Genomic DNA, 25,866 nt, shown 5'->3' on the forward strand with positions numbered 1-25,866 from the left:
TCCCTCTTTCTGACCGAGCCTTCCTTCCCATGACCTGCCGAGTTTTTTCATGAAGCTGCCACCGCATTTCCGGCGCGCTCTCAGCATGTTTCATCCGTATCGCGGCCGCCTGGCGCTGGCCCTGATCGGCATGCTGTTTACCGCCGCCACCGAGCCGATGTTCCCGGCAGTGATGAAGCAATTGCTCGACCGTGGCTTCATCGGCAAACCGACGCTGCAGCTGTGGATGGTGCCCGTAGCCGTCATCGGCATCTTCGTGTTGCGCGGCATGTCGACCTTTCTCACCAATTACATGATGACCTGGGTGACGAGCACGCTATTGAACGAGATGCGCGGCAAGATCTTTTCCCGGGTGCTGGCGGTGCCGTCCTCGTTCTATGCCAACAGCACCGTGGGCAAGGTGATCAACTCGATGATGTTCGAGACGCAGATGATCATCGACATGGTGCGCAACGTGCTCACGTCCGCCATCCGCGACACGCTCACGGTAACCATGCTGCTCGGCTTCCTGTTCTGGCTGAACTGGAAGCTGACCTTCATTGCGCTGGTGCTGCTGCCGCTGACGGCTACCGTGATTCGCATCACCGGCAAGCGGGTGCGCAAGCTGAACCGGGATTATCTCGAAGTGAACGCCGAACTGACCCGCGTGATCGAGGAAACCGGCCGCGGCCAGGCAGTGATCAAGATCTTCGGCGCGCAGCACTACGAGCTCGACCGCTTCCAGCAGCGCGCCTCGGCGCTGCGCCGCTTCACGATGCGCATGAACATTTCCACCGCCGCCATGGTGCCGGTCACCCAGTTGATGGCGGCGACCGCGGTGGCGATCGTGATCGTGATCGCGCTGGTGCAATCCTCGCGCGGCGAATCCACCGTCGGCGACTTCGTTTCCTTCATCACCGCGATGCTGATGCTGCTTACGCCATTGAAGCATCTGGCGGAAATGGCCGGACCGATGCAGCGCGGCCTGGCTGCTTCCGAAGCAGTGTATGCATTGCTCGATACCGAACCTGAAAGAACGGGCGGCCGTACGCTGGAAAAGCGCGCCGTCGGCCGGCTCGAATTTCGTGATGTGAGTTTTGCGTATCCAGGGCACAAGGAGTTCGCGCTCACCGACATCAGGCTGTCGATCGCGCCGGGTGAAACCGTGGCTTTCGTCGGCATGTCTGGCGGCGGCAAGTCGACGCTGGTGTCGCTGGTGCCGAATTTCTACTCGGTCACCGAAGGGGACATCCTGCTCGATGGCGAGCCTATCGAGAACATTTCCCTGAAGAGCCTGCGCGCGCAGATGGCAATGGTGAGCCAGAACGTGGTGCTGTTCGACGACACCGTTGCCGCCAATATCGCCTATGGCGACAGCAATCCGGATCCGGAACGCATCGAGGCCGCGGCGCGTGCCGCGTACCTGGAGGACGTAATACGCGCGCTGCCGCAAGGCATGCAGACACGCATAGGCGACAACGGCAACCGGCTCTCCGGCGGCCAGCGCCAGCGCATGGCAATCGCGCGCGCCATTTACAAGGACGCGCCCATCCTGATCCTGGATGAAGCCACATCGGCGCTGGATACCGAGTCCGAGCGCGCAGTGCAATCAGCGCTCGAGGTGCTCATGCGCGGCCGCACTACGCTGGTCATTGCGCATCGCCTGTCCACCATCGAGCGCGCCGATCGTATCGTCGTGCTAGCCGGCGGCAAAATCGTGGAAGAGGGCTCGCACCAGGAACTGCTGGAGCGTAATGGCGCGTACGCCGGGCTGTATCACTTGCAGTACGGCGGGGAAATTCCGGCGTAGACCTGCTGGCGTTCTCGTAGGTTGGGCTGACAAGCCCAACGGAAGCCCGATCCCGAGCGGTCTCCCGTTGGGCTTCCTTCGTCAGCCCAACCTACCTACCATCACATCAGGATGATGTCGTACTGCTCCTGCTGATAGCCGCTATCCACCTGCAGCGAAATCGTCTTCTTGATGAAGTCGCCGAGCTGCGCCAGGTTGTGCGACTCCTCTTCGAGAAAGAGGTCGATCACCACTTGCGACGCAAGGATGCGGAATTCCCGTGGATCGAATTGCCGCGCCTCGCGCACCAGCTCGCGCACGATCTCGTAGCACACCGTGCGCGCCGTCTTTACCTGGCCCTTGCCGTGGCAGGCCGGGCAGGGCTCGCACAGCACATGGGCCAGCGATTCCCGGGTGCGCTTCCTTGTCATCTCCACCAGTCCCAGCGTGGAAAATCCCGACACCGATACCTTGGTGCGATCGCGCGCGAGCGCCTTGTGCAGCTCGGCCAGCACCGCGCTGCGATGCTCGGCATTGTCCATGTCGATGAAGTCGAGAATGATGATGCCGCCGAGATTGCGCAGCCGCAGCTGGCGCGCAATCGCCTGCGCCGCTTCCAGGTTGGTCTTGAAGATGGTGTCGTCGAAATTGCGGCCGTGCACATAGCTGCCGGTGTTGACGTCGATCGTCGTCATCGCCTCGGTCTGATCGATGATCAGGTAACCGCCAGACTTCAGGTCCACGCGGCGACCGAGCGCCCGCTCGATTTCTTCTTCCACGCCATACAGGTCGAACAGGGGACGCTCGCCGCTGTAATGCACCAGCTTCGATGACACCGAGGGCGTATAGGTCGCCGCGAATTCCTGCAGCTTGACGAAGTTTTCGCGCGAGTCGACCTGTATCGTCGTCGTGTCGTCGCCGGCGAAGTCGCGCAGCACCCGCTGCGCCAGGTTCAAGTCCTGGTACAGCAGCGTCGGCGCCGGGTTGCCCTTGGCTCGACTGGTCACCGTGGCCCAGGTGGTGCGCAGATAGTCGACATCCATCTGCAGATCGGTTTCGGAAGCATCCTCGGCCATGGTGCGGATAATGAAGCCGCCGCGTTCTTCCGGCGGCAGCAGCCGCTGCACCGTTTGCCGCAGCGCGTCGCGCTCGGCGCTGTTCTCGATCTTTTGCGAAATGCCGATGTGCGGGTCCTGCGGCAGATACACCAGCATGCGGCCAGCGATAGAGATCTGCGTCGACAGCCGCGCGCCCTTGGTGCCAATCGGGTCCTTCACCACCTGGACCATGATCGACTGGCCATCGAAGAGCAGGCGCTCGATCGGCTTGGGTGGCGCATTGCCGCCGTCATGCGGCCGCGCTTCCCAGATGTCGGCCACGTGCAGAAAGGCCGCGCGTTCCAGGCCGATGTCGATGAAGGCCGACTGCATGCCTGGCAGCACGCGCACTACGCGGCCGAGATAGACATTGCCGGCATAGCCGCGCGCCACCGTGCGCTCGATGTGGAGTTCCTGCACTGCGCCCTGCATGATCAGCGCGACCCGCGTTTCCTGGGGGGTGATGTTGATGAGGATTTCGCTGCTCATAAGGTCCGGATCCCGGCCTGTTGCAGCAGTTGCGCGGTTTCGAACAGCGGCAAGCCCATGATGCCCGAGTAGCTGCCCGCGATATGGCGGATGAACTGCGCTGCATGGCCCTGGATCGCATAGCCGCCGGCCTTGTCATAAGGCTCGGACAGCCCGCAATACGCGCGTATCGTGTCGTCCGACAGCGGCGCGAAGCTGACGTCGGAAGTTTGCGTGGCCTGCCAGTGCTCGTGCTGGCTCATCACCACTACCGAAGTCATCACCTGGTGGGTTCGGCCCGAGAGCGACCGCATCATCGCGATCGCTTCATTGACGTTTTCCGGCTTGCCGAGGATGCGAGTATCGATGGTCACCGTGGTGTCCGCAGTCAGCACCAGCCGCTGCGGCAGGCGGCGCGACAGCATCGTCTGCACCGCCGCCTCGGCCTTTTCGCGTGTAACGCGCTCGACATAGGTCAGCGCGGATTCGCCGGGCTGCACCAGCTCCGGCACATCGGGGCCGCGCGCGGTGTTTTCGCGCAGCAGCATCAATTCGAATTCAATGCCGATCTGGCGCAGCAGCTCGCGCCGGCGCGGGCTCTTGGATGCCAGATAGATTTTCTGGTCGGAGGCTTTCATTGGCGTTTGCGCTTTCGATTCCGGGCCATTTGGTGCATGGCTCCACTGGTCCATTAGTCCATACAGGCTCGCTACAGCGACGCCCGGTGATAAGGATGATTCTGCGTGATCGACCAGGCGCGATACAGCTGCTCGGCCAACAGCACGCGGACCATGCCGTGCGGCAGCGTCAGGCTGGACACGCGCAGCAGCAAGCTCGATCGGCGCTTGAACTCGGCGTCCAGCCCATCCGCGCCGCCGATGACGAATGTTACATCAGTCCCGCCTTGTTGCCAGCCGGTTAATTGTCGAGCCAGATCCATCGTGGTCAGGTCGCGGCCATGCTCATCCAGCGCTACCACCTTCGAGCCTTTCGGGATCACCGCTTCGATGCGCTCGCGCTCCATCGCCATCACGGTTTCGGCGCTGCGGCTGCCGGAGCGGTCGACCGGCTTGATTTCCTTGAGCACGAGCCGGCATTCCGGCGGCATGCGCTTGGCGTATTCGGCATAGCCGGTTTCGATCCAGCCCGGCATTTTGTGTCCGACCGCGGCAATGACGAGCTGCATCCGGCGTCGCGCTTACGCTGCCTTGGCGCGCTTGGCCGCGGTCTTCTTCGAAGCCGTCGCGCTCTTGCTCGATGCGACCTTGACTGTCTTGCCTACGGGCGTCTTTGCGGCGGCGGTCTTCTTCGCGGCGACCTTCCTGGCGGGGCTCTTCTTGGCCGCGACCTTTTTTGCCGCCGGCGCTTCGGCGTCCGCGCCGCTCTTCAGTGTGCCGCGGCGCGCAGTCTTCTTCGGCGCTTCTTCGTCGGCAGCAGCGGCCTTTTTCGCCGCTGTCTTCCTGACCGCAGCGCCGAACTTCACCTGCTTGTCGCCCCAGATTTCTTCCAGGCGGTAGTAGGCGCGGATCGCGGGCTGCATGATGTGCACGATCATGTCGCCCAGATCGACCAGCACCCATTCGCCGGTGTCTTCGCCTTCCAGGCTCAGGATCTCGCCGCCGTTTTGCTTGACTTTGTCGCGCACCGAAGCGGCGAGCGCCTTGGTCTGGCGGTTCGAGGTGCCGGACGCGATCGCGATGCGGTCGAACAGGCTGGTCAGGTGCGTGGTGTCATAGACCACGATGTCCTGGCCCTTCACGTCTTCGAGAGCGTCGACGACCACGGCTTGCAGTTTCTTGATATCCATTAGGTTCCGTACAGGTGATGTTGTTCAATAAAGTCTAGCACTGGCTCTGGCAGATCCCGCAACGGCCGCTGTCCATGCGCGAGCGCATCCCGTATCCCGGTAGCTGAGACATCGATGGCAAGATTCAGTGCCAGCAACATGAGGCCACAGGGCGACTCGCGCAATTGCGCGGCGCTCGCCTGCCGACGCTGCAGCTCGCGCGCGACGGCGCTCGGCAGCGCGGTGATGTCAAAGCCTGGCCGTGATACCGCCAGGATATGGGTCAGGCCGAACAGGTCCTGCCAGCGGTGCCAGGTGTCGAGTTTCAGCAATTGGTCGGCGCCGATCACAAACACCAGCGAGACCTCCGGCCCAAGCTCGTCGCGCAGCTCGCGCAGCGTGTCAACGGTATAGCTGGCGTCGTTGCGATGCACTTCGCGCTCATCGATGACTACGGGCACCGGCTGATGCGCAAATGCCAGCCGCAGCATCGCAACCCGATCCGCGCCCGAGGCCACCAGGCCGCCTTTCTGCCAGGGATTGCCAGCGGGCAGGATACGCAATTCTTCGGGTCCAAGCAGCTTGACCGCATGGCCCGCCAGCGCCAGGTGCGCATTGTGGACCGGGTCGAAGCTGCCGCCAAGAAGCGCGATGCAATGCCTCACGCGGTCCAATCCTTGTGCACCAGAAAATCGCTATAAAGCCGGGCTTCCGGCGTGCCGTCTTCGGGATGCCAGTTGTAGCGCCATTTCACGACCGGTGGCAGCGACATCAGGATCGATTCGGTGCGCCCGCCCGACTGCAGGCCGAAATGCGTGCCGCGGTCGAACACCAGGTTGAATTCGACATAGCGGCCGCGCCGGTAAGCCTGGAAGTCGCGCTCGCGCTCGCCATGCGGCATGTCCTTGCGACGCGTGAGGATGGGCAGATAGGCGTCGAGGAAATGATCGCCGACGCTTTGCATCATGCCGAAGCTGTGCGTGAAGTCGCGCTCGTTGAAGTCGTCGAAGAAGATGCCGCCGACGCCGCGCGGCTCCTGCCGGTGCTTCAGGTAAAAGTATTCATCGCACCAGCGCTTAAAGCGCGGATGCAGGTCGTCGCCAAAAGGCGCAAGCGCCTCACGGCAGGTGAGATGGAAATGCCTAGCATCCTCTTCGAAGCCGTAATAGGGCGTGAGATCCATGCCGCCGCCGAACCACCACACCGGCTCCAGGCCTTCGGCCAGCGCGGTGAAGAAGCGCACGTTCATGTGCACTGTCGGCGCATAAGGGTTGCGCGGATGCAGCACCAGCGACACGCCCATCGCTTCCCAGCGCCGCCCGGCGAGCTCGGGCCGGTTGGCCGCGGCCGACGGCGGCAGATTGCGGCCAGTGACATGCGAGAAGCCGACGCCGCCGCGCTCGAGCACATTGCCTTCTTCGATCAGCCGCGAAATGCCGCCACCGCCTTCCGGGCGCTGCCATACATCCTTGATGAATGGCTTGCCGTCGATGGCTGCGAGCGCCTCGACGATGCGCGACTGCAGGTCGAGCAGATAGGTCTTGACGTCGCTGAGGGAGGAATCGGGCTTGGACACGGCGGGCTTGGCGAGAATGGCAAGCCGCGATTGTACCTTGCCGGGTGGGCATAGGGAAAAGCGCGCCGCGGTGGCGGGCGAGTGGCATTTGATTTCTTGTATTGCACCTGCGGCGCCGCCATGTGTATCGCAAGATACGAAACGCGAGCCCAAAAGCATCGCGCCCGTGCTGCGGGATCGCCGCAGCACGGGCGCGAACGGAAAGAAAAAAGGAAACTCAGCCGTGCCGCTTGATCGCGCGCCAGCCGATATCGCGCCGGAACTGCGCGCCATCGAAATGAATGCGTTCCACCGCGGCATACGCGGCCTTCTGCGCCATCTTCACGCTGTCGCCCAGGCCAACGACGCACAGCACGCGGCCGCCGCTGGTGGTGAGCGTGTTGCCGTTGAGCGCGGTGCCTGCATGGAAGGTCACGCATTCGGCACTCTCTTCCGGAATGCCGGCGATCACATCACCCTTGCGCGGCGCGTCCGGATAACCGGCCGCGGCCATTACCACGCCGAGTGCTGTGCGGCGGTCCCATTCGAGCTTGACCGTGTCCAGCGTGCCGTTGACCGCATGCTCCATGACCGAGACCAGATCGGTCTTCAGCCGCGCCATGATCGGCTGGGTCTCGGGGTCGCCCATGCGGCAGTTGAATTCCAGGGTTCTTGGATTGCCTTCCTTGTCGATCATTAGGCCGGCGTACAGGAAGCCGGTGAACGGGATGCCGTCATGCGCCATGCCCTGCACCGTGGGCACGATGATCTCGCGCATCACGCGGCCATGCAGTTCGGGCGTGATGATCGGCGCCGGGGAGTAAGCGCCCATGCCGCCGGTGTTGGGGCCGGCGTCGTGATCGAGCAGGCGCTTGTGGTCCTGGCTGGTGGCCAGCGGCAGGATGTTCTTGCCGTCGACCATCACGATGAAGCTGGCTTCCTCGCCATCGAGGAATTCCTCGATCACCACGCGCGCGCCGGCGTCGCCCAGGCGATTGTCCGACAGCATCATGTCGACCGCGGCATGCGCTTCTTCCAGCGTCATCGCCACCACCACGCCCTTGCCGGCGGCCAGGCCGTCGGCCTTGATCACGATGGGCGCGCCGCGCTCGGTGATGTAGGCGTGGGCGGCATCCAATTCGGAGAAGGTTTGATAGGCGGCGGTAGGAATGCCGTGGCGCTGCATGAATGCCTTGGCGAAATCCTTCGAGCTCTCCAACTGCGCGGCTTCGGCGGTCGGTCCGAAGATCTTCAGGCCGCGCTCGCGGAACACATTGACGATGCCCGCGGCCAGCGGCACTTCGGGCCCGACCACGGTCAGCGCCACATGCTCCTTCTGCGCAAAGTCGGCCAGCTGGGACGGATCGGTCAGCGGCACGTTCCTCAAGCGCGTATCGAGCGCGGTGCCGCCATTGCCGGGCGCGACATACACCAGCTGGATACGTTCGGACTGGGCCAGTTTCCAGGCCAGCGCATGTTCACGGCCGCCGGAGCCTACGACAAGAATTTTCATGAAAGCTGTCTTTTGGTTGATGCGCAATGGCGGCATGCCGGTTGGCGCCGCCGGGTTCAGGCCGGTCTTGCTTATTCCTCGATGACCGCGTTCGTATAGACTTCCTGCGTGTCATCAAGGTTCTCGAGCGCATCAAGCAGTTTCTGCATCTTCACTGCATCTTCGCCGGTGAACACGGTCTCGGTGGAGGGCTTCATCGTGATCTCGGCCACCTCGGGCTTGAAGCCGGCCGCTTCCAGCGCATCCTTCACCGTGGCGAAATCGTTAGGCCCGGTCAGCACTTCGAAGCCGCCTTCCTCGTCGGCCACTACGTCTTCGGCGCCGGCTTCGAGCGCAGCTTCCATCAACTTGTCTTCGTCGGTGCCGGGCGCGAACAGCATCTGGCCGCAATGCGTGAACAGGAAAGCCACCGAGCCTTCGGTGCCCATGTTGCCGCCAAACTTGGAAAACGCATGGCGGACTTCGGCCACGGTGCGCACGCGGTTGTCGGTGAGGCAGTCGACGATGATGGCTGCGCCGTTCAGGCCATAACCTTCGTAACGGATCTCTTCATAGTTCGCGCCTTCCAGGCCGCCGGTGCCGCGCTGGATCGCGCGGTTGACGTTGTCCTTCGGCATGTTGGCGTCGGCCGCCTTTTCCACCGCCAGGCGCAGCCGCGGATTCGCATTGACGTCGCCGCCACCCATGCGCGCGGCGACCGTGATTTCCTTGATCAAACGCGTCCAGATCTTGCCGCGCTTGGCGTCAGTGGCGGCCTTCTTGTGCTTGATGTTGGCCCATTTGCTGTGTCCTGCCATGGTGCTTTCCAGATGAGGTTGGTGGATGGCGGTGCGCGGCGTCGCGCTGTGCTTGTGGTGGTTTTCAGCCCGTCCGTCCGGGGAAAAATGCCGGCGATTTTACCATACGGCCCACTTGCCAAAATCCCTGCCATGGGCGCTTGCCACATCCCGCTGCTTCTGCGGCAGAAGGCATTTCCATATTGAAAACAGAACGTTCGAAATTTCATTACAATCCGCCGATGACTTCTTCCGCATCGCCGCTGTCGCGCCAGGCCTATCTTTCCGGACTGGCGATCGCCATCGTCGGCGCCATCCTGTTTTCCGCCAAGGCCATCGTCGCCAAGCTGATCTATCGTTACCCGGTTGACGCGGTGACCCTGATCGGCTTCCGCATGCTGTTCGCGCTGCCGTTTTTCGCCGTCGTTGCGGTGTGGAAGATGCGCGGCGCCGCGCCCTTGTCCTGGCACGACCGCATGCGCGTAACGATTCTGGGCCTGCTCGGCTATTACCTGTCGAGCTTTCTCGATTTCCTCGGGCTGCAGTACATCACCGCCGGCCTGGAACGGCTGATCCTGTTCCTGACGCCATCCTTCGTGCTGCTAATCTCGGCGCTGTTTCTCGGCAAGCGCATCGCGCGCCTGGAATGGCTGGCGCTGTGCGTGTGCTATGCCGGCACGGTGCTGGTGCTGCTGCATGACGCGAAGACTGGCGGGTCGAATGTGCCGCTGGGCGGCGCCTTCGTGCTCGCCAGCGCGGTATCGTATGCGGTCTATCTGCTGATGTCGGGCGAGCTGGTGCGCCGCATCGGCGCGCTGCGGCTGGTGGCCTATGCCATGTGCGTTTCCAGCGCGGCGTGCATACTGCAGTTCCTGCTGCTGCGTCCGGAAGCGCTGGCGCAGCCGGGCGCGGTGTACGGGCTGTCGGTATTCAACGCGGTGGTATGCACCGTACTGCCGGTGTTCCTGACGATGATCGCGGTGGAGCGCATCGGCGCAGCCGGAGCATCGCTGTCCGGCATGGTCGGCCCGGTGTCGACGTTGTTCCTCGGCGCGCTGATCCTCGGCGAGCCGATCACCGCGATACAGCTCGCGGGCACGGGGCTGGTATTGGCCGGTATTTATTTGCTATCGAAAAAGAAAGGGTAGAGGACGACATGGATCTGGGAATACGTGGCAAGAACGCGCTGGTTTGCGGCGCGAGCAAGGGATTGGGGCGCGGCTGCGCCGAGGCGCTGGCCGCCGAGGGCGTGAACCTGACGCTGGTGGCGCGCAACGCCGAGCAGCTCAATGCGACCTGCGACGCGATTCGCGCGAAATACGGCGTGACGGTCAATGCAGTAGCGGCCGACATCACCACGCCCGAAGGCAGACAACAGGCGCTGGCCGCCTGCGGCGAGCCGGACATCCTGGTGACCAATGCCGGCGGACCGCCGCCCGGCGACTTCCGCGACTGGGGCCGCGAGCAATGGATCGCCGCGATCGACGCCAACATGCTGACGCCGATCGAGCTGATCAAGGCCACCGTAGACGGCATGATGGCGCGCGGCTTCGGCCGCATCGTCAACATCACCTCGAGCGCGGTGAAGGCGCCGATCGATATCCTTGGCCTGTCCAATGGCGCACGCTCGGGTCTGACCGGTTTCGTCGCCGGCATCGCGCGCAAGACCGTGGCAAAGAACGTGACCATCAACAATCTCCTGCCCGGTCCCTTCGACACCGACCGCCTGGCCGCGACCATGGTCGGCGCGGCGAAAGCCTCCGGCAAGAGCCTGGAAGAAGTGATGGATGCGCGCCGGCGCCAGAACCCGGCGCAACGCTTCGGCACCCCGGCCGAATTCGGCGCGGCCTGCGCATTCCTGTGCAGCGCGCATGCCGGCTACATGACCGGGCAGAATGTGCTGCTCGACGGCGGCGCGTATCCGGGGACGTTTTGATCGTAGGTTGGGCTGATAAGCCCAACGCGAAGGTCGAGTCACTGGCGGCCAAAGCGATGTTTCAAACCGGGGCAATTGCCGTTGGTTGATCGAGCTTCACGTTGGGCTTCCTTTCGTCAGCCCAACCTACGCCCCAAGCCATGTGATCACAAGAAGACTGCAACCCAACCACAGCGAGGCACTCATGAGCAAGGCAATCAGAATCTCCCGCACCGGCGGTCCGGAAGTACTGGAGTACGTGGATGTCGAAGTCGGCGAACCCGGCCCCGGCCAGGCGCGCGTCAAGCAGCATGCCTGCGGCATCAATTACATCGATGTGTATTTCCGCACCGGCCTGTATCCGCAGCAGCTTCCGGCCGGCATCGGCATGGAAGGCGCGGGCGTGGTCGAAGCGGTGGGCGAGGGCGTGACGCATGTGAAGCCGGGCGACCGCGTCGCTTATGCCGGCCATCCGCCGGGCGCGTATGCCGAGTCGCGCGTGATGCCGGCGGCGCCGCTGGTGAAGCTGCCGGACGACATCGACTTCGAGACCGGCGCAGCGATGATGCTGCAGGGCATGACCGTGCAATACCTGCTGCGCCGTACCCACGAAGTGAAAGCCGGCGACACCATCCTGTTCCATGCGGCCGCCGGCGGCGTCGGCCTGATCGCCTGTCAGTGGGCGCGGGCGCTGGGCGTGAACCTGATCGGCACCGTGGGTTCGGATGACAAGGCCGAACTGGCCAAAGCCCATGGCGCGGCGCACGTGATCAACTACAAGACGGAGAACTTCGTCGAACGCGTCAAGGAAATCACTGGCGGCAAAGGCGTTCCCGTGGTCTACGACTCGATCGGCAAGGACACCTTCACCGGCTCGCTCGACTGCCTGTCGCCGCTGGGCACGATGGTGTCCTTCGGCAGCGCGTCCGGCCCGGTGCCGCCGTTCTCGCTGCAGGAACTGGCCTCGCGCGGCTCGCTGTTCATCACGCGGCCGACGCTGTTTACCTACGTCGCCAAGCGCGAAGACCTGGAGTCCACCGCGAAGGACCTGTTCGACATGGTTTCGAGCGGCAAGGTCAAGATCGAAGTCAATCAGCGCTATGCGCTGAAGGATGCAGCCCAGGCCCATATCGATCTCGAGGCGCGCAAGACCACCGGCTCGAGCATTCTGCTTCCGTAGGAGGTGATGATGGACGCGCCGCATGGCAATCCGATGAACCATCCCGAAGAGCAGCCGACCGGCACCGACGGCACGCCGAAGTTCGGCCGGCTGCTGATCGTGCTGCTGCTGGTGGTTGTGTTCATCGCCCTGATCACCTGGGCTTCGGAGGCGTATTACAGCTGACGGGGCGCGTCACTGCACTTGCGCTGCCTGCGCAAGCGCGGCGACGACTCGTCGGTTCAGATGCTTGCTCACTGCTGACTGGGCGCGCGGTTTACTAGCATCGCCGCCCGGCCCATCTTTCACTTCACCACCAACACATAAACCAGCAGCAGATTCAACACCATCGACACCAGCGCCACCCCGCGCCACAGTAGCGCCGGATCGCGTTGCGCCAGCGGCAGCGGCGCCGGCGCTGCCAGCGGCCGGCTGGCGCCGCGTTCCAACGCGAGCAGGAATTCCTCGGCGGTTTCGAAACGCTGCGCCGGATCACGCGCCACCGCTTTCAACATAACGTTCTCCAGCCACAGCGGCAAATCGGGCCGATAGCGCGTTGGCGGCACTGGCTCGCCGAAGCGCGGCCGCTGGAAGGGCTCGATCTCGCCATACGGATAATGCCGGGTCAGCAGCAGATACAGCGTCACGCCGGCCGCATAGATATCGGTCTGGCGCGACGGCGGCGCATGGCCGAACTGTTCCGGCGCCAGGAAGGAAGGCGTGCCGGCCTGCGGCGCATTGTTGCCATCCTCGGGATTGATGCCGGACTGGGCCACGCCGAAATCGAGCACGCGCAGCTCGCCATCGGCGCCCAGATGTACATTGGCCGGCTTGATGTCGCGATGCAGGATGCTGCGCCGGTGCAGCGCGCCGATGGCCCGCACCAGCCGCATGCCTTCAGCAACCGCTTCCGGCGCCGTGAAGTGGCGGCCGGCATCGAGATGCTGTTGCAGCGTCGCGCCTTCATGCCAGGTCGTCAGCAGATAAAGCCAGTTGCGCTGCGCCGGCGTGAGCACCTGCGGAAAGAAGCGCGCCACCGCGCGCCGCGCCAGCCACTCCTCGTGCGCAAAGGCAGAGCGCTCGGCTTCATCATTGCCACGCTCCGGCTGCAGCGTCTTCAATACCAGTTGCCGGCCGCTCTCGGCATCCTTTACCCGGTACAGCACCGTAGCGGCCGACGCATGCAGCTGCGCTTCGACTTCGAAGCCGTCCAGCGTTTGCCCGGGTTTGAGCAGCGGCGGCAGCGGCAGATGCTGCAAACCCGATACCGCGTCGCGCAAACTGGTGTCCGGCAAGGCGTCGATTCTGAGCGTCAGCGCGCTGGCATTGTCGGCGCTGCCGGCCGCCAGCGCCGCTTCGGCCAGGGCTGTTGCGCAATCGGCCGCGTCGCGCTGCCCCAGGGCCAGCTCGGACAACAGCCGGTTGATGTCGTACTCAGGCAGCGCCGCCCACACGCCATCGGATGCGAGCAGGAACACATCGCCTTCGCGCAGCTCGCCCATGCCATGGTCGAGATGCAGCCGCGTATCCAGGCCGATGGCGCGCGTGAGCACATGCTGCATCTCGGGCCGGTCCCATACATGGTCGCTGGTGAGCCGCGACAGCACGCCGGCGCGCAACAGGTAAAGCCGCGTGTCGCCAACATGCGCGAAGTGATAGAAGCGGCCGCGCAGCACCAGCGCCGTGAGCGTGGTCGCCATGCCCGCCAGCTCGGGACGCGCCGCGCCCTGGCGCTGCACCCAGCTGTTGATGGCCTGGATCACCCGCTCCAGACACTGCGTCATCGGCCAGGTGTCAGGCGTGGCGTAGTAATCGGCGAGCAGGCCGCGCACCGTGTATTCTGCCGCCTCGCGTCCGCCTTCATTACCGGAAACACCGTCGGCGATCGCGGCCAGCAAGCCCTTGGATGACAGCTCCGGCTCGTTTGGCGTGACCATGCCGACGAAGTCTTCGTTGCGTGCACGCTTGCCGGTCGCGCTTGCATGTCCGGTGGTGACGGTCAGTGGCATCCGTTGCCCATGGAAGAAAGATGAAAAACAGCCCGGCTGCGGCCGGGCTTGCGAAAGAAGGGGAGCATGGCATGCATCGCGCCGCCATGCAAAGCCGGCATCAGACCTTGGCGCTGGTCATCGCGGCGCTGCCCCAGGTGGTGCGCCAGCGGGTTTTCACCAGTGACAGGCCGATCAGGGCCAGCAGGGCCAGCGCGGCAAAGATCAGGAAGCCGGTCTGGTAGCTGCCGGTGGCCTGCTTGGAGAAGCCCAGGCTCGAAGCGAGATAAAAGCCGCCAACGCCGCCGGCCATGCCGACCAGGCCAGTCATCACGCCGATCTCGCGCTTGAAGCGCTGCGGCACCAGTTGGAACACCGCGCCATTGCCGCCGCCCAGCGCCAGCATCGCGGCCATGAACAGCAGCAGCGCCGTTACCGATGAGGCCGGGCCGAAACTGATCACGAACAGCAGCAACGCTGCGGCAAAGTACATCATCGACAGCGTACGGATGCCGCCGATGCGGTCGGCCAGGCGGCCGCCGAGCGGGCGCACCATGGAGCCGGCGAAGACGCACAGTGCGGTGAAGTAGCCGGCGGTAACCGGCGGCAGGCTGTACTGACCGTTGAAATAAATCACCAGCGAAGAGGCCAGGCCCGAGAAGCCGCCAAAGCTCACGCTGTAGAAGAACATGAACCACCAGGCATCCTTGTCCTTCAGCACCTTGAGGTACTCCATCGCCGATTTCGCCGGCGGTGCCGAAGGCGCGTCTTTAGCCAAGACCAGGTAGACCACGAAGGCCACGGCCAGCGGCACCAGGCACAAGCCGAAGACATTGTTCCAGCCGAAGGTGATGGCAAGCGTCGGCGCAAACAGCGAAGCCAGCACGGTGCCGGAATTGCCGGCGCCGGCGATGCCCAGCGCCGTGCCCTGATGCTCGGCCGGATACCAGCGCGAAGCCAGCGGCAGCGCGACGGCAAAAGCCGCGCCGGCCATGCCGAGGAAGATGCCCACGATCAGTAGCTGCGTATAGTTGTGCAGCCCACCGAGCCAGGCCCAGGCCAGGCCGGCCATCACGAACACCTGGCCGATGATGCCAGCCTTCTTCGGTTTCAAATGATCGACCAGCACGCCCATGACGATGCGCAGCATGGCGCCGGCCAGCAGCGGCGTGGCCACCATCAGGCCCTTCTGCGCAGCCGACAGGCCGATGTCCTTCGATATCTGCACTGCCAGCGGGCCGAGCAGCACCCAGACCATGAAGGAGAGGTCGAAATAGAAGAAGGCGGCGAACAGCGTCGGCTTATGGCCTGCCTTCCAGAATGAAGTCTTTTGCATGATGGCCCTAGGAAGTGAGTGTGCACGCCGGCAATGCAAGCGGCGTGCCACGGGCTGCGGGCAGTCGTGGAAGGTGGGCATATCGTAGGGTGGGCGCAGCCCACGCGGTCCATCGTCGGTCCGGGTATGACCGCGTGGGCGCAGCAGGCCCTACGAGGCGACGATGGGCCGCGCTGGTGCGAACAACCGTCACATGCACCGCAATGCGCAGTCCGGCGCACAGCCAGGGTGCGCTTCGCATGGGATGCGGTGTCGCATTGGTGAACCCGCCATTCTTCTCCGATGGCATCGCTCTTGCATAAAGCACTCGCATGTTGACAGGCGCGCTCGCAGGCACGAGCCGCCGGCAAGAGCAAAGGAGCAGGAATGAAGAAGCTGAAGCTGGTCGTGGTTGGCAATGGCATGGCGGGCGTGCGCACCATCGAGGAATTGCTGAAACTCGCGCCCGAAGCGTATGACATCACGGTCTTCGGCGCCGAGCCGTATGCGAATTACAACCGCATCCTGCTCTCGCCAGTGCTGGCAGGCGAACAGGGCATCAAGGACATCATGCTCAACGATGTCGACTGGTATGCACAGCATGGCATTACGCTGCATCTCGGCAAAAAGGTCGCGCGCATCGATCGGGTGCGCCGCATCGTCGTCACCGAAGACGGCATCGAAGCCGCATACGACCGCCTGCTGCTGGCCACCGGCTCGCAGCCTTTCATGCTGCCGGTGCCGGGGCGCCAGCTCGACGGCGTGCTGTCCTACCGCGATATCGGCGACACCAACGCCATGATCGAAGCGGCCAGCCGCTATACCGATGCAGTAGTGATCGGCGGCGGCCTGCTCGGCCTGGAGGCAGCCAATGGACTGAAGCTGCGCGGCATGCGGGTGACGGTGGTGCATCTGCCGCAATGGCTGATGGAGCGTCAGCTCGATCCGGTCGCTGGCGGCATGCTGCGTGAAACGCTGGAAGCGCGCGGACTGCACTTTGCCCTTGGCAGGAACACGAAGGCGCTGCTCGCCGATGATGCCGGCCGGGTGCGCGCGGTACAGTTCGAAGACGGCGGCGAGATCCCGGCGCAACTGGTGGTGATGGCCGTGGGCATACGACCCAACACGGCATTGGCCGAAGCCGCCGGCCTGTTCTGCCAGCGTGGCATCGTCGTCAACGACACGATGCAGACCTATGACCCGCGCATCTACGCGGTCGGCGAATGTGTGAACCATCGCGGTACGGCATATGGCCTGGTGGCGCCGCTGTTCGAGATGGCGCAGGTCGCGGCGAATCATCTCGCCAGCTTCGGCGTCAAGCGCTATCGCGGCTCGGTCACCTCGACCAAGCTGAAGGTCACCGGCATCGATCTGTTCTCCGCCGGCGAATTCATGGGCGGAGAGGGCGCCGAGGAAATCCTGCTATCCGACCCGGTCTCGGGCGTCTATAAGAAGCTGGTGATCAAGGACGACAAGCTCATCGGCGCCTGCCTGGTCGGCGACACCGTCGATGGCGCCTGGTATTTCCGCCTGCTGCGCGAGGGGCAAAGCATCGCCGATATCCGCGACAGCCTGATGTTCGGGGAGGCAGCATGAATACGGTCACGATTTCCCCCTTGCGGAAAAAGCCGATCGAGACGCGCGCCACCTGCTGCTATTGCGGCGTGGGCTGCGGCGTGATTATCGAGAGCGATGGCGCGCAGGTCACCGGCGTGCGCGGCGACCCGGAGCATCCGGCCAATCTCGGCCGCCTGTGCACCAAGGGCAGCACGCTGCATCTCGCCGCCGCGCCCGAGCTGCAGGCGCAGGCGCGCGCGCTTGTGCCCGAGCTGCGCGCGCGGCGCGACGAGGAAAGAAAACCGGTCTCGTGGGCCGAGGCGCAGGACCAGCTCGCGCGCCGCATTGCCGACACCATCCGGCGCCACGGTCCCGACAGCGTCGCCTTCTACATCTCGGGCCAGTTGCTGACCGAGGACTATTACGTCTTCAACAAGCTGGCCAAGGGCCTGATTGGCACCAACAACATCGATACCAATTCGCGGCTGTGCATGTCTTCCGCGGTGGCCGGCTACAAGCGCACGCTGGGCGCGGATGCGCCGCCAGCCTGTTATGAAGACCTGGAGCTGGCCGACGTGCTGTTCATCGCCGGCTCGAACACGGCCTATGCGCATCCGGTGCTGTACCGGCGCATCGAGGAAGCGCGCCGCCGCAATCCGGCCATGCGCATGATCGTCGCCGATCCGCGCGTGACCGATACCGCGCGCGACGCCGACCTGCATCTGCCCATCCTGCCCGGCACCGATGTCGCGCTGTTCAACGGCATGCTGCACCTGTGCATCGAGGAAGGCACCATCGACGCTGCCTATATCGATGCGCATACCGAGGGTTTCGACGCGGTGAAGCGCCGCGTGGCCGACTACACGCCGGCATTCGTTGCCGCAACCTGCGGTATCGCCGAGCGCGACCTGCTGCAGGCGGCGCGCTGGTTCGGCCAATCGCGCGCGGCGCTGTCGCTGTATTGCCAGGGCCTGAACCAATCTGCGTCCGGCACGGCGAAGAATGTCGCGCTGGTCAACCTGCATTTGGCCACCGGCCAGATCGGCAAGCCGGGCGCGGGGCCTTTCTCGCTGACCGGCCAGCCGAATGCAATGGGCGGACGCGAGGTCGGCGGGATGGCGAACCTGTTGTCGGGGCATCGCGACCTGGCCAATGCCGAGCATCGCGCCGAGGTGGCGCGGCTGTGGGGCGTGGACGCGGTGCCGGCCGCGCCGGGCAAGACCGCGCTGCCGATGTTCGAGGCGGTCGCGAAGGGCGAGATCAAGATCCTGTGGATTGCCTGCACCAACCCGGCCCAGTCGCTGCCGGACCAGAAGCTGGTGCGCGAAGCGCTGCAGCGCGCGGAACTGGTCATCGTGCAGGAAGCCTATCGCCATACCGCCACCGCCGACTATGCCGATGTGCTGCTGCCCGCAACGACCTGGGGCGAGAAGGAAGGCACGGTGACCAATTCCGAGCGCCGCATCACCCGCGTGCGCGCCGCGCTGCCCGCGCCTGGCGAGGCGCGTCATGACTGGCGCATCGTGGTCGAGGTGGCGCGCCGGCTGGAAAGCCTGCTGGGCCGCGAGCGCAGCCTGTTTCCGTATGAAGGGCCGGAAGCGATCTGGAACGAGCACCGGGAAACGACGCGCGGCCGTGATCTCGATATCACCGGGCTGTCGTGGCGCATCCTGGAACAACGCGGTCCGCAGCAATGGCCTTATCCGGAAGGCGCGCGGACCGGTCTCAAACGGCTCTATGAAGACGGCATATTCCCGACGCCGAGCGGCCGCGCGCGCTTCGTCGACGCTGCGTATGAGCCCGTGGCCGAGCCTACCGATGCGCGCTATCCGTTCCGGCTCAATACCGGAAGGCTGCGCGATCAGTGGCACGGCATGAGCCGCACCGGCACCGTTGCGCGGCTCTATGCGCATGCGCCCGAGCCCGCGGTGGCGATGGCGGCGGCGGACATGCAGCGTCATGGCCTGCGCCAGGGTGACCTGGTGCATGTGACCAGCCGGCGCGGCTCGCAGATAGTCCCGGCGCAGTCGAGCGAAGACATGAAGAGCGGGCAGGTGTTCATCGGCATGCACTGGGGCGAGGAATTTCTGTCCGGGCGTGGCCCCGGCGGCGCGGGCAGTCATGGCGTGAATGCGCTGACGCTGCCGGCGCTGGATCCATATTCCTTCCAGCCGGAGTTGAAACATGCGGCGGTGAAAATCCTGAAGGCCGAGCTGCCATGGCGTTTCCTCGTCTTTGGCTGGGTCGACGCCGCGCGCGCGCTGCAGCTGCAGGCGGCGCTGCGGCCATTCATGCGGCGTTTCGCCTATGCGTCATGCACGCTCTTTGGCCGCGAGCGCGTTGGCGTGCTGCTGCGCGCGGCCGACGACTACGCTGCCGATGCGCAGCTGCTGCATGATATCGAACTGCGCTTCGGTATCGATGGCGCGCAGGTGTTGCGCTATGACGATGCGAAGCGCGGCATTGCGCGCCACCTGCGCATCGAGGATGGCCGCCTGGCCGCAGTGTCCCTGGCCGGCGATATCGCGGCCGAAGCGTGGCTGCGCGATTACCTCGAGAACGAGCAGCCGGTCGCGTCGCTGGGGCGCATGCTGCTGTCGCCTTCGGCAAAGGCGCCGCAGGGTGTGAAGTCGCGCGGCCGCATTGTCTGCAACTGCCTGAACGTGGCGGCATCCGAGATCGATGCGGCGCTGGAGGCGATGCTGGCCTGCGAGCCGCGTGAAGCGCTGGCTGAGTTGCAGGGCAAGCTGCGCTGCGGCACGAGCTGCGGCTCCTGCGTGCCGGAGTTGAAGCAGATCGTGATGCGCATGGGGAATCGGGCGAAGGCGGCGTAGGTTGGGCTGACAAGCCCAACATCAGGCGCTTGCGGGCCGCGAACATGTTGGGCTTGCAGCCCAACCTACGAGCCCAAAAACCGCTGTTCCGTAGGGTGGGCGCAGCCCACGCGGGTGTTCAATAAACGCGTGGGCTGCGCCCACCCTATGAAGCCATTTGCAGATCAGGCCAAGTCGCTCTTGCACGCGCATCGCCGTGTCGGCTGCCTGGATGCATTCACCCTCCGCTTGCACGCCCCATCCTGGCGCACCTGCGCGGTGCGCCGCCTCATGATCGCCCCCCGCTGTGAGGCATTCGCCCTTTGCCGCGAAACCGGGCCCCGCTTTTCCGCCCAGCCATGGCGCTTTACGCGTCTTTCCAGTGCAAAACCCCTTGGCACGCCGATTGCAAAGCAGATGCATGAACAAACCGCATACACAGCGGCTCAGGATGATTCGAAACCCGCGCCTCAACTGACACCGGATAGCCCCAATGAAGATCGTCGTTATCGGCCATGGCATGGTCGGCCACAAATTCCTCGAAGGCCTCGATGAAGCCGGACTCTCCGGCGCACAGGTGACCGTGCTCTGCGAAGAGCCGCGCGCTGCCTATGACCGCGTGCATCTGTCCGAATACTTTTCCGGCAAGACCGCCGAAGACCTGTCGCTGGTCGCGCCTGGTTTCTTCGAGCGCGACAACCTGCTGTTGAAGCTCGACACCCGCGCCACCGCGATCGACCGCGCCGGCAAGACCGTCACCCTTGCCGATGGCGATGTCCTTGCCTACGACAAGCTCGTCATCGCCACCGGATCCTATCCGTTCGTGCCGCCGGTGCCCGGTCGCGATCGCAAGGACTGCTTTGTCTACCGGACCATTGAAGACCTGGAAGCCATGCTCGAATGCGGCAAGCGTTCCGAGAGCGGCGTCGTGGTCGGCGGCGGTCTGCTGGGCCTGGAATGCGCGAAGGCGCTGCATGACATGAAGCTGCAGACCCATGTGGTGGAATTCGCGCCGCGCTTGATGACGGTGCAGGTCGACGAAGCCGGCGGGCGCATGCTGAAGAAGAAGATCGAAGATCTCGGCGTGACCGTCCACACCGGCAAGAACACGCTGGAAATCGTCGACGGCCGCACCGCGCGCCATCGCATGGTCTTCGCCGATGGCAGCCATCTCGAAACCGACATGATCGTCTTCTCGGCCGGCATCCGTCCGCGCGACGAGCTGGCGCGGCAATGCCATCTGACGCTGGGTCCGCGCGGCGGCATCGCCATCGACGCGCAGTGCAAGACCTCGGATGCCGACATTTATGCGATCGGTGAATGCGCAGCCTTCAACGGCCAGGTGTTCGGCCTGGTCGCGCCGGGCTACGAGATGGCGCGCATCGTCGCACGGCAGCTCGCCGGCGAAGAGCAGGCGTTCAACGGCGCCGACATGAGCACCAAGCTCAAGCTCATGGGCGTGGACGTGGCCAGCATCGGCGATGCGATGGGCGCAACTGCCGGCAGCCGCTCGTATCAATTCACCGACGAGCGCAAGCAGGTCTACAAGAAGATCGTCGTTTCCGACTGCGGCAAGCGCCTGCTCGGCGCGGTGCTGGTCGGCGATGCCGCCGAATACGGCACGCTGCTGCAGATGATGCTGAATGCAATGGAGCTGCCGGCCGATCCGGAATTCCTGATCCTGCCGCAAGCCGATGGCAAGGCCAAACCGGGCCTGGGCGTGGACGCGCTGCCGGCATCGGCGCAGATCTGCTCGTGCAACAACGTCTCCAAGGGCCAGATCTGCGACGCGGTCGCGGGGGGCGTGACCAACATCGGCGAACTGAAATCCTGCACCAGGGCCGGCACCTCGTGCGGCGGCTGCGTGCCGCTGGTCACGCAGATCATGAAGGCTGAGATGAAGAAGCAGGGCATGGCGGTCAACAACCATCTCTGCGAGCACTTCCCGTATTCGCGCCAGGAGCTGTTCCATCTGGTGAAGGTCGGCAAAATCAAGACCTTCGATGCGCTGATCTCCGCGCATGGCAAGGGCATGGGCTGCGATATCTGCAAGCCGGTGGCGGCCAGCATCTTCGCCTCGGTCTGGAATGACTTCGTTCTGAAACGCGAACATGCCAGCCTGCAGGACTCGAACGACTATTTCCTCGGCAACATCCAGAAGGACGGCACCTATTCGGTGGTGCCGCGCATGGCCGGCGGCGAAGTCACGCCGGACGGGTTGATCGCGGTCGGTCAGATCGCGAAGAAATACGGCCTCTACACCAAGATCACCGGCGGCCAGCGCGTGGACATGTTCGGCGCGCGTGTCGAGCAGTTGCCGGCGATCTGGGAAGAACTGATCGCCGCCGGCTTCGAGTCCGGCCATGCGTATGGCAAGTCGCTGCGCACCGTGAAGTCCTGCGTCGGCTCGACCTGGTGCCGGTATGGTGTGGATGACAGCGTTGGCCTCGCGGTTGAATTGGAGAACCGCTACAAGGGCTTGCGCGCGCCGCACAAGATCAAGTTCGGCGTGTCCGGCTGCACCCGGGAATGCGCGGAAGCGCAGGGCAAGGATGTCGGCGTGATCGCCACCGAGAAGGGCTGGAACCTGTACGTTTGCGGCAACGGCGGCATGAAGCCGCGCCATGCCGAGCTGCTCGCGTCCGATCTGTCCAAGGCGGATCTGATCCGCTACATCGACCGCTTCCTGATGTTCTACGTGCGTACCGCCGACCGGCTGCAGCGCACCAGCGTCTGGCGCGACAACCTCGAAGGCGGCCTGGACTATCTGAAGGATGTCGTCGTCAATGACCGCCTCGGCGTTGCCGCCGAGCTCGAGGCCGATATGCAGCATGTGGTCGATACCTACGAATGCGAATGGAAGAACGCGGTCACCGATCCGGCCACGCGCAAGCGCTTCCGCCAGTTCGTCAACAGCGATGCGACCGATCCCAACGTCGTCTTCGTCGAGGAGCGCGGCCAGATCCGCCCGGCCAGCGTGGAAGAGAAGAAGTCCGTGATCCCGATCGCCATCGCCGAAACCGTCTGAACGCCAAAGGAGAGCAACATGAAAAACGACATCACCTGGTCCGCCGTCTGCGACATCGATGACATCCTGCCCAACACCGGCGTGTGCGCCCTGGTGAAGGACAGGCCCGTGGCGATATTCCACCTGGCCGGCGCCAACGAGGCGCTGTATGCGATCGATAACTTCGATCCGAATGCGAAGGCCAATGTGCTGTCGCGCGGCCTCATCGGCAATCTCGGCGAACGCATCGTCGTCGCCTCGCCGATCTACAAGCACCACTTCGATCTGAAGAGTGGCGAATGCCTGGAAGCGCCTGAGAACTCGGTCAATGCCTATCCGGTGCGCGTCGAAGGGCGACGGGTGCTGGTGGCGGTGCACTGAAGAAGAGTCAACGAGCGGCGCGGCAAGACGCCGCAGTCGCAACAGAATTCATAGCAATAACGAAGGGAGTAGCATGGCTTATCTCGCGCCCGCCGAATTCGTCACCAAGATGGTCGACGCCGGTGAATCCAAGATCTACATGTCGACCAGGGACACCCTGATCCGTGCCTACATGGCAGGCGCCATCCTCGCGCTGGCCGCGGTGTTCGCGGTCAGCATCAATGTGCAAACCGGCCAGCCGCTCCTCGGCGCGGTGCTGTTCCCCGTCGGCTTCTGCATGCTGTACCTGCTGGGCTTCGACCTTCTGACTGGCGTCTTTACCCTCACGCCGCTGGCCTATATCGACAAGCGCCGCGGCGTCACCATTCCCGCGATTCTCAAGAACTGGGGCCTGGTCTTCATCGGCAACTTCGCCGGCGCCCTGACCGTGGCGCTGCTCATGGCCATCATCTTCACCTACGGCTTTTCCACCGAGCCGAGCAAGGTCGGCCAGGTGATCGGCCAGATCGGCGAATCGCGCACCCTCGGTTATGCGAAATACGGCGCGGCCGGCATGCTCACGCTGTTCATCCGCGGCATGCTGTGCAACTGGATGGTGTCCACCGGCGTGGTGGGCGCGATGATCTCGACCCATGTCAGCGGCAAGGTCATCGCGATGTGGATGCCGATCATGCTGTTCTTCTACATGACCTTCGAGCATTCGGTGGTGAACATGTTCCTGTTCCCGTCGGGCCTGCTGCTGGGCGGCCATTTCTCGCTGATGGATTACCTGATCTGGAACGAGATCCCGACCGTGCTGGGCAACATGGTCGGCGGCCTGGCTTTCACCGGCCTGACCCTGTATGCCACCCATGTCCGCACCGCACCGAAGCGCAGCTTCAACTGAGGCGGCGCACCCCGGTGCGGCGCATCGCGCCGGGGATAATGCCGCTGCCCATTCCGGCCTGAGGGTCAGCCTCGGCCAGCATTCCGAGCGCGGCCGCAAGGACGTCAACCAGGACTTCCACGGCGCGCTGGTGCCCGGCGAACCGCAGCGCACGTCCAAGGGCATTGCGCTGGCGATCGCCGACGGCATCTCCAGCAGCGCCGTCAGCGATGTGGCCAGTGAGACTGCGGTGTCGGGGTTTCTCGCCGATTACTACTGCACCTCGGATGCCTGGTCGGTCAAGACATCGGTCGAGCGGGTGCTGGCCTCAATCAATTCCTGGCTGTATGCGCAGACCCGCGCCGGCGAAGGCCGCTTCGACCGCGATCGCGGCTATGTCTGCACCTTCAGCGCGCTGGTGCTCAAGTCCGCGAGCGCGCATCTGTTCCATGTCGGCGATGCGCGCATCTACCGCTTGCAGGGAAAGACCCTCGAACAGCTCACGCGCGACCATCGGGTATGGGTATCGCCGCAGACCAGCTTTCTCGGCCGCGCGCTGGGCATAGACACGCGACTCGACATCGACTACCGCGTGCTGCCGCTGGCCCTGGGCGACATCTTCCTGCTGGCCACCGATGGGGTGTATGAACACATCGATGGCGCACGCGTCGCCGCTGCGATCGATGCCTGCGACGGTGACCTCGATGCCGCGTCGCGCGCCCTGGTGCAGGAAGCCTTCACGCGCGGCAGCGCCGACAACCTCACCGCGCAGCTGCTGCGTATCGACGCGTTGCCGGCGCCGCAGGCCGGAGAGATGCGCCGGCGCTTCGCCGAGTTGCCGTTCGCGCCGCCGCTCGAGCCGCGCATGGACATCGATGGCTGGCGCATCGTCCGGGAAGTGCATGCAAGCAGCCGCAGCCATGTGCATCTGGCGATCGATGAAGCCAGCGGCAGGCCGGCGATCATCAAGACGCCCTCGGTCGATTTGCGCGAGGACCCAGCCTATCTCGAGCGCTTTCTGATGGAGGAATGGATTGCGCGGCGTATCGACAGTCCCTTCGTCGCCAAGGCCGGACCGGCGAACCGGCAGCCCAGTTGCATCTATACCGTCCTCGAATACATCGAAGGCCAGACGCTGGCGCAATGGATGCTTGACCATCCGAAGCCGGACCTGAGCGCGGTGCGCAAGCTTATCGAGCAGATCGCGAAGGGATTGCGCGCCTTTCACCGGCTGGAGATGCTCTATCAGGATTTGCGCCCGGAAAACATCCTCATCGATGCCACCGGCACGGTGAAGATCATCGACTTCGGCGCGGTGCGCGTGGCCGGCGTCGTGGAAGCCGGCGGCAGCGAAGACACAGTGCCGGGCGAGCTGGCTTATGCCGCGCCGGAATACTTCACTGGCGACGCGCCGAGCGTGCAGTCGGACGGTTATGCATTAGGCGTTTTGGCCTATCAGATGCTGACCGGCAGAACGCCCTATGGAACCCGGGTACCGCAGGCAACCAGCCGCGCGGCGCAACGCAAGTTGACTTATGCATCGGCGCGCGATGTGCGTCCGGATATTCCGATCTGGGTGGATGGCGCGCTGCGCAGAGCGGTGCAGATCGATGCGGGGAAGCGCTACGCCGACCCCGATGAATTCGTGCATGACTTCACGCATCCGAACATGGCTTACCTGACCGGCGGGCGCGCGCCGCTCATTGAGCGTAATCCGGTCGCGTTTTGGAAGAGTTTGAGTGCGGTATTGATCGTGTTGGTGGTGAGCTTGCTGCTGAGGCTGAATCTTGGGTGAGGCGCATTTGCAGTCGAAATTGCAGTTGCCGTTGCAGTTGCAGTTGCAGTTGCAGTTGCCGTTGTAGTTGCCGTTGCCGTTGCCGTTGCTTTTAACCCCCGTTGATTG

Annotated in this window: 20 protein-coding genes and 1 pseudogene; 11 read left to right on the forward strand and 10 right to left on the reverse strand. The window is 64.2% G+C overall.

All coding sequences use genetic code 11. The features are described from left to right. Window positions 1-49 precede the first annotated feature (49 nt). A complete protein-coding gene (gene msbA / locus JJB74_RS28440) occupies window positions 50-1,789 on the forward strand; it encodes a lipid A export permease/ATP-binding protein MsbA (RefSeq protein ID WP_200597899.1) in 1,740 nt (579 codons plus the stop codon). 101 nt (window positions 1,790-1,890) lie between these two features. Here msbA and rng read toward each other — a convergent pair whose 3' ends face one another. The 8 genes from rng to JJB74_RS28480 all read right to left on the reverse strand — a co-directional run bounded on the left by rng (window position 1,891) and on the right by JJB74_RS28480 (window position 8,984). Next, entirely contained in the window at window positions 1,891-3,354 is a 1,464-nt protein-coding gene (rng, locus tag JJB74_RS28445; RefSeq protein WP_200597900.1) for a ribonuclease G, read from the reverse strand. Then, window positions 3,351-3,971 carry a Maf family protein gene (locus tag JJB74_RS28450; protein ID WP_200597902.1) on the reverse strand — a complete coding sequence of 207 codons (621 nt, stop codon included), beginning with the start codon at window positions 3,969-3,971 and terminating at the stop codon, window positions 3,351-3,353. The genes rng and JJB74_RS28450 overlap by 4 nt, the downstream gene beginning before the upstream one ends. Window positions 3,972-4,042: 71 nt before the next feature. Continuing rightward, window positions 4,043-4,519: a 23S rRNA (pseudouridine(1915)-N(3))-methyltransferase RlmH gene (gene rlmH / locus JJB74_RS28455; RefSeq protein ID WP_200597904.1), complete on the reverse strand. Its 477-nt coding sequence runs from the start codon at window positions 4,517-4,519 to the stop codon at window positions 4,043-4,045. A gap of 12 nt (window positions 4,520-4,531) precedes the next feature. Continuing rightward, complete coding sequence (gene rsfS, locus JJB74_RS28460) at window positions 4,532-5,140, reverse strand: ribosome silencing factor (RefSeq protein ID WP_200597906.1); 609 nt, start codon at window positions 5,138-5,140, stop codon at window positions 4,532-4,534. Then, on the reverse strand, window positions 5,140-5,793 hold the full coding sequence (locus JJB74_RS28465; RefSeq protein WP_234484943.1) for a nicotinate-nucleotide adenylyltransferase: 654 nt from the start codon (window positions 5,791-5,793) through the stop codon (window positions 5,140-5,142). Before JJB74_RS28465 ends, rsfS begins: the two co-directional genes overlap by 1 nt. Further along, on the reverse strand, window positions 5,781-6,695 hold the full coding sequence (hemF, locus tag JJB74_RS28470; protein ID WP_200597910.1) for an oxygen-dependent coproporphyrinogen oxidase: 915 nt from the start codon (window positions 6,693-6,695) through the stop codon (window positions 5,781-5,783). The genes JJB74_RS28465 and hemF overlap by 13 nt, the downstream gene beginning before the upstream one ends. Before the next feature lie 217 nt (window positions 6,696-6,912). Further along, the gene (gene purD / locus JJB74_RS28475) at window positions 6,913-8,187 is read right to left on the reverse strand and encodes a phosphoribosylamine--glycine ligase (RefSeq protein WP_200597912.1); all 1,275 of its coding nucleotides are present in this window, start codon (window positions 8,185-8,187) and stop codon (window positions 6,913-6,915) included. Window positions 8,188-8,258: 71 nt separating this feature from the next. Further along, on the reverse strand, window positions 8,259-8,984 hold the full coding sequence (locus tag JJB74_RS28480; protein ID WP_200597914.1) for a YebC/PmpR family DNA-binding transcriptional regulator: 726 nt from the start codon (window positions 8,982-8,984) through the stop codon (window positions 8,259-8,261). 221 nt (window positions 8,985-9,205) lie between these two features. Between JJB74_RS28480 and JJB74_RS28485 the strand changes: the two genes are divergently transcribed. The 4 genes from JJB74_RS28485 (at window position 9,206) to JJB74_RS28500 (ending at window position 12,223) form a co-directional block, all read left to right on the forward strand. Beyond that, window positions 9,206-10,111 carry a DMT family transporter gene (locus JJB74_RS28485; protein ID WP_200597916.1) on the forward strand — a complete coding sequence of 302 codons (906 nt, stop codon included), beginning with the start codon at window positions 9,206-9,208 and terminating at the stop codon, window positions 10,109-10,111. 8 nt (window positions 10,112-10,119) lie between these two features. Then, a complete protein-coding gene (locus tag JJB74_RS28490; protein WP_200597917.1) occupies window positions 10,120-10,899 on the forward strand; it encodes an SDR family oxidoreductase in 780 nt (259 codons plus the stop codon). A 184-nt stretch (window positions 10,900-11,083) separates the two neighbouring features. Then, the gene (locus JJB74_RS28495) at window positions 11,084-12,058 is read left to right on the forward strand and encodes a quinone oxidoreductase family protein (RefSeq protein ID WP_200597919.1); all 975 of its coding nucleotides are present in this window, start codon (window positions 11,084-11,086) and stop codon (window positions 12,056-12,058) included. A 6-nt stretch (window positions 12,059-12,064) separates the two neighbouring features. Then, window positions 12,065-12,223, forward strand: a complete 159-nt coding sequence (locus tag JJB74_RS28500) for a hypothetical protein (RefSeq protein ID WP_234484944.1) — start codon at window positions 12,065-12,067, stop codon at window positions 12,221-12,223. Window positions 12,224-12,342: 119 nt separating this feature from the next. Here the strand turns inward: JJB74_RS28500 and JJB74_RS28505 are convergent, their stop codons facing one another. Continuing rightward, window positions 12,343-14,046: a bifunctional protein-serine/threonine kinase/phosphatase gene (locus JJB74_RS28505; protein WP_200597921.1), complete on the reverse strand. Its 1,704-nt coding sequence runs from the start codon at window positions 14,044-14,046 to the stop codon at window positions 12,343-12,345. A gap of 100 nt (window positions 14,047-14,146) precedes the next feature. Further along, entirely contained in the window at window positions 14,147-15,361 is a 1,215-nt protein-coding gene (locus JJB74_RS28510) for a nitrate/nitrite transporter (protein ID WP_200597923.1), read from the reverse strand. A 366-nt stretch (window positions 15,362-15,727) separates the two neighbouring features. Here JJB74_RS28510 and JJB74_RS34250 point away from each other — a divergent pair. From JJB74_RS34250 to JJB74_RS28540, 6 genes and pseudogenes are all read left to right on the forward strand, one after another. After that, window positions 15,728-16,933, forward strand: a pseudogene (locus JJB74_RS34250) (NAD(P)/FAD-dependent oxidoreductase); the annotation flags it as partial. Then, window positions 16,933-19,731 (forward strand): nitrate reductase, encoded by a 2,799-nt coding sequence (locus JJB74_RS28520; protein WP_200597927.1) that lies wholly within the window; start codon window positions 16,933-16,935, stop codon window positions 19,729-19,731. The pseudogene JJB74_RS34250 and the gene JJB74_RS28520, both read left to right, overlap by 1 nt. A gap of 472 nt (window positions 19,732-20,203) precedes the next feature. After that, a complete protein-coding gene (nirB, locus tag JJB74_RS28525) occupies window positions 20,204-22,738 on the forward strand; it encodes a nitrite reductase large subunit NirB (protein WP_200597929.1) in 2,535 nt (844 codons plus the stop codon). An 18-nt stretch (window positions 22,739-22,756) separates the two neighbouring features. Further along, window positions 22,757-23,098, forward strand: coding sequence for a nitrite reductase small subunit NirD (gene nirD, locus JJB74_RS28530; RefSeq protein ID WP_200597931.1), 342 nt, complete (start codon window positions 22,757-22,759; stop codon window positions 23,096-23,098). Between the two features lie 73 nt (window positions 23,099-23,171). Continuing rightward, window positions 23,172-23,984 (forward strand): formate/nitrite transporter family protein, encoded by an 813-nt coding sequence (locus JJB74_RS28535; protein ID WP_200597933.1) that lies wholly within the window; start codon window positions 23,172-23,174, stop codon window positions 23,982-23,984. Then, a complete protein-coding gene (locus JJB74_RS28540) occupies window positions 23,950-25,758 on the forward strand; it encodes a bifunctional protein-serine/threonine kinase/phosphatase (protein WP_200597935.1) in 1,809 nt (602 codons plus the stop codon). The genes JJB74_RS28535 and JJB74_RS28540 overlap by 35 nt, the downstream gene beginning before the upstream one ends. The last annotated feature ends 108 nt before the right edge of the window (window positions 25,759-25,866 follow it).

Source organism: Noviherbaspirillum pedocola (genome assembly GCF_016632335.1).
In the GTDB taxonomy this organism is placed as follows: Bacteria; Pseudomonadota; Gammaproteobacteria; order Burkholderiales; family Burkholderiaceae_D; genus Noviherbaspirillum_A; species Noviherbaspirillum_A pedocola.

What these genes read in the sequence shown, in the direction of transcription:
- JJB74_RS28490 (WP_200597917.1), top strand. Translation starts at nt 10,120, where the DNA reads ATGGATCTGGGAATACGTGGCAAGAACGCGCTGGTTTGCGGCGCGAGC.
- rlmH (WP_200597904.1), bottom strand. Translation starts at nt 4,519, where the DNA reads ATGCAGCTCGTCATTGCCGCGGTCGGACACAAAATGCCGGGCTGGATC.
- rng (WP_200597900.1), bottom strand. Translation starts at nt 3,354, where the DNA reads ATGAGCAGCGAAATCCTCATCAACATCACCCCCCAGGAAACGCGGGTC.
- JJB74_RS28480 (WP_200597914.1), bottom strand. Translation starts at nt 8,984, where the DNA reads ATGGCAGGACACAGCAAATGGGCCAACATCAAGCACAAGAAGGCCGCC.
- nirB (WP_200597929.1), top strand. Translation starts at nt 20,204, where the DNA reads ATGAAGATCGTCGTTATCGGCCATGGCATGGTCGGCCACAAATTCCTC.
- JJB74_RS28485 (WP_200597916.1), top strand. Translation starts at nt 9,206, where the DNA reads ATGACTTCTTCCGCATCGCCGCTGTCGCGCCAGGCCTATCTTTCCGGA.
- JJB74_RS28505 (WP_200597921.1), bottom strand. Translation starts at nt 14,046, where the DNA reads ATGCCACTGACCGTCACCACCGGACATGCAAGCGCGACCGGCAAGCGT.
- JJB74_RS28520 (WP_200597927.1), top strand. Translation starts at nt 16,933, where the DNA reads ATGAATACGGTCACGATTTCCCCCTTGCGGAAAAAGCCGATCGAGACG.
- rsfS (WP_200597906.1), bottom strand. Translation starts at nt 5,140, where the DNA reads ATGGATATCAAGAAACTGCAAGCCGTGGTCGTCGACGCTCTCGAAGAC.
- JJB74_RS28500 (WP_234484944.1), top strand. Translation starts at nt 12,065, where the DNA reads ATGATGGACGCGCCGCATGGCAATCCGATGAACCATCCCGAAGAGCAG.
- JJB74_RS28495 (WP_200597919.1), top strand. Translation starts at nt 11,084, where the DNA reads ATGAGCAAGGCAATCAGAATCTCCCGCACCGGCGGTCCGGAAGTACTG.
- JJB74_RS28540 (WP_200597935.1), top strand. Translation starts at nt 23,950, where the DNA reads ATGTCCGCACCGCACCGAAGCGCAGCTTCAACTGAGGCGGCGCACCCC.
- JJB74_RS28450 (WP_200597902.1), bottom strand. Translation starts at nt 3,971, where the DNA reads ATGAAAGCCTCCGACCAGAAAATCTATCTGGCATCCAAGAGCCCGCGC.
- nirD (WP_200597931.1), top strand. Translation starts at nt 22,757, where the DNA reads ATGAAAAACGACATCACCTGGTCCGCCGTCTGCGACATCGATGACATC.
- JJB74_RS28535 (WP_200597933.1), top strand. Translation starts at nt 23,172, where the DNA reads ATGGCTTATCTCGCGCCCGCCGAATTCGTCACCAAGATGGTCGACGCC.
- msbA (WP_200597899.1), top strand. Translation starts at nt 50, where the DNA reads ATGAAGCTGCCACCGCATTTCCGGCGCGCTCTCAGCATGTTTCATCCG.
- purD (WP_200597912.1), bottom strand. Translation starts at nt 8,187, where the DNA reads ATGAAAATTCTTGTCGTAGGCTCCGGCGGCCGTGAACATGCGCTGGCC.
- JJB74_RS28510 (WP_200597923.1), bottom strand. Translation starts at nt 15,361, where the DNA reads ATGCAAAAGACTTCATTCTGGAAGGCAGGCCATAAGCCGACGCTGTTC.